At 72.8% G+C, this 3,059-nt stretch carries 4 protein-coding genes; 2 read left to right on the forward strand and 2 right to left on the reverse strand.

All coding sequences use genetic code 11. The features are described from left to right. Both AB0J52_RS34110 and AB0J52_RS34115 read right to left on the reverse strand, forming a co-directional pair. Window positions 1-206, reverse strand: a 206-nt coding sequence (locus tag AB0J52_RS34110) for a deoxyribodipyrimidine photo-lyase (protein WP_500187013.1), incomplete at its 3' end; no start/stop codon positions are given. Then, window positions 206-700, reverse strand: coding sequence for a TspO/MBR family protein (locus tag AB0J52_RS34115; RefSeq protein ID WP_500187014.1), 495 nt, complete (start codon window positions 698-700; stop codon window positions 206-208). The genes AB0J52_RS34115 and AB0J52_RS34110, both read right to left, overlap by 1 nt. A gap of 240 nt (window positions 701-940) precedes the next feature. On the opposite strand from AB0J52_RS34115, the gene AB0J52_RS34120 reads away from it, so the two are divergent. Then, on the forward strand, window positions 941-1,909 hold the full coding sequence (locus AB0J52_RS34120) for a YbgA family protein (protein ID WP_500187015.1): 969 nt from the start codon (window positions 941-943) through the stop codon (window positions 1,907-1,909). Window positions 1,910-2,043: 134 nt separating this feature from the next. Further along, the coding region (locus AB0J52_RS34125) for an MMPL family transporter (RefSeq protein ID WP_500187016.1) at window positions 2,044-3,059 on the forward strand (1,016 nt) is incomplete at its 3' end.

Here is a 3,059-nt window from a genome sequence, read left to right on the forward strand (position 1 = left end):
CCGCCCAGCCCGCGGAGCGACTCGCGCAGGTCCGCGAGGGCGTCCAGCAGGAACCGGACGCGGTTGGGGGCGGCGAACGGGCCGTCCAGCAGCGCGTCGTCGAAGACGAAGAGCGGGACGGTCCGGTCCGCCCGGCAGGCGGCGGCCAGGGCGGGGTTGTCGCGCACCCGGAGGTCGCGGGTGAACAGCATCACCGAGGTGCGCATCAGCCGGTGTCCCGGTTGCGGCGGGCGATGTCGGCGTTCAGCGCGGTGGCGAACAGGCACCAGGTGGCGTACGGCAGCAGCGCGGCGGCGGCAGCGGTGTCGATGCGCGCGGTACGGCGGACCAGGTCGGCGTTGCTCGCGTCCAGCAGCAGTGTGCCCACCACGCCGGCCTTCGGGTTGCGGCGCGCGAAGAACAGGTGGTTCCACACCACGTTCATGGCCAGACTGACGCCGAGGCTGGTGGCCAGCGTTCTGCGCGCGCTGCCGGAGGATGTCAGCAGGGCGCGTCCGGACGCCCAGGCGACCGAGGCGTAGAGCGGCGTCCAGACCGCGCCGAACGCCCAGGACGGCGGCTGCCACGGCGGTTTGGCCAGCGTCCGGTACCAGTCGTTGTCGGTGTCGACCGCCGCCCCGCCCAGCGCGGCGGTCGCCGTCACGGCCGCGGTGGTGGCCCCGTAGGTCTTCCAGCGGACGGTGGGACGCCGCCTTCGCATTCCGGCGGGTATCAGCTTTCCGGCAGGTCTCATACGCGTGTGCTTCCCCCGGTGACCTCGATGAACGCCGCCGACGCCCCCCAGACGAGCATTGTTCGCGAGAAAGATGGCCGCGGGCGCGCCGGTCCGTCCCGTTATTGCCGTGGGTTTGCCGCCCGATGGTTCCCCGCTCCCGCGCGATCGACTACGAATGAGTTCCGGAGCGTTTTCGGAGGGACGGAGCGTTTTCGGAGGCGCATCGTGCAGTGGGAGGACGCACGGCCCCGGCTGGCGGTGTCGAGTTGCCTGCTGGGCGCGCCCGTCCGCTACAACGGCGCGCACAGCCGCGACCGGTTCCTCACGGGCGCGTTGTCACGGCACGTTGACTGGGTGCCGGTATGCCCGGAGATGGAGATCGGGCTGGGCGCGCCGCGTCCGTCGATGCGGCTGCGCACGGACGGGCACATCGTCACCAAGGACGGCGGCGACGACTACACCGGGGCCATGACCGCGCTCGCCGAGCACCGGCTCCCGGGCCTGGACGAGATCGACGGCTACGTGCTGAAGTCCCGCTCCCCCAGCTGCGGGCTGCAGAACCTACCGCGCTACGCCTCCGGCCGTCCCGGGGAGCGCGCCGACGGCCAGCCCGTCGACCGCAAGGGACGCGGCGTCTTCGCCGCCCTGCTGCTGGGGGCCTATCCGGACCTGCCCGTCGAGGAGGGCGGACGGCTGAACGACCCGGTGCTGCGCGAGCATTTCGTGGAGCGGGTGTTCGCCCAGGCCAGGCTCCGCGCCTTCTTCTCCGGCGAATGGCGGCCCCGCGACCTCATCGCCTTCCACAGCAGGCACAAGATGCAGCTGCTGGCCCACTCCCCCGAGGGCTACCGCGAGACGGGACGCGTCGTCGCGCAGGCGGGCGGACGCCCGCGAGAAGACCTCGTAGACGACTACCGCCGCGCGTTCACGGCCGCGCTCGCCGTCCGGGCGGGACGCGGCCGCCACACCAACGCCCTCCAGCACGTGCTCGGCTTCATCAGCGACGAACTCGACCCGACGCGCCGCGACGACATCCTCCAGGCCATCGAGTCCTATCGGGAAGGTCGCGCGCCGCTGAGCGTCCCCATCGCCCTGCTGCGCCACCACGCCGAGGGCGAGCACTTCGACTACATCGCGGGGCAGACGTACCTCGCGCCCTTCCCCGACGACCTGCTCCTCCGGCACAACCTGTGAACACCGCGGCCTGCGCCGCAACGAGCAGATCAGCGTTCTCCGGCCTCCGACGTTAGGTCCGCCGGGACGGGGGCATCGCCTGAGATCACTCCGACGTGGGCGTTCCGCGTCCGATCCGACAGGAGCGTGAACCCATGCCGGCCCTCGCCCGCCTGGTGACCAGGCACCCCTGGTGGGTGATCGCCGCCTGGCTGGTGCTGGCGGTCACCGGCGGCTATGCGGCGCCGAAGGCGACCGCCGCGCTCAGCTACGACTTCTCGCTTCCGGGACGCGCCGGGTACGAGGCGAACCAGAAGATCCTCGCGGCCGTCGGCTCCGGCGGCGCGAACGCGCCGGTCCTGCTGGTCATCGGGGACGGACGCCGTCCCCTTCCCGGACAGGCGTCCGAGCAGGTCGCGTCGGCCGTGGCGAACGGCATGCGAACCGCGCGGCTACAGGCGCGGACGCTCACCCCCATGCAGGCACCGGCCCTGAAGTCGAAGGACGGACGCACCGCGGTGATGGTCGTCTACCCGCGACCTGTGCCCGGCCCGGACCCGTACGCGGCCGCGCTGCCCGTTCTGACCAAGGCCGCCGCGACCGCGCAGGCGGCGACGGGGGTCCCGGTGGCGGTGACCGGGCAGGACGCGCTGTCCGCCGGCGGAGGCGGCGGCGGTGGTCCCAGCGTGCTGGTCGAGACCCTCGCCGGAGGGCTGGGCGCGCTGGTCGTGCTGGCCCTGGTGTTCGGGTCGCTGCTGGCGCTCACGCCCCTCGTGATCGCCGCCGCGTCCATCCTGACCACGTTCCTGATCGTGTGGGGCCTGACCGCCGTCACCGACGTGGCGTTCATCGTCCAGTACCTGCTCGCGCTGATCGGCCTGGGCGTGGCGATCGACTACGCGCTGCTGATCGTGACCCGCTGGCGCGAGGAACGCGGCCACGGCCGCGACGGCCCGGACGCCGTCCGGCACGCCCTGGCCACCGCGGGCCGGTCCGTCCTGTTCTCCGGCATCACCGTCGCCATCAGCCTCGCCGCGCTGATCGCGCTGCCCGTTCCGTTCCTGCGCAGCATCGGGTTCACGGGACTGCTCATCCCCCTGATCAGCGTGCTGGCCGCCCTGACCCTGCTGCCGGCGCTGCTGACCGTCGCCGGGCGCCGGCTCGGCTGGCC

Origin of the sequence: Spirillospora sp. NPDC049652, assembly GCF_040675125.1 — a bacterium.
Lineage (GTDB): Bacteria > Actinomycetota > Actinomycetes > Streptosporangiales > Streptosporangiaceae > Spirillospora.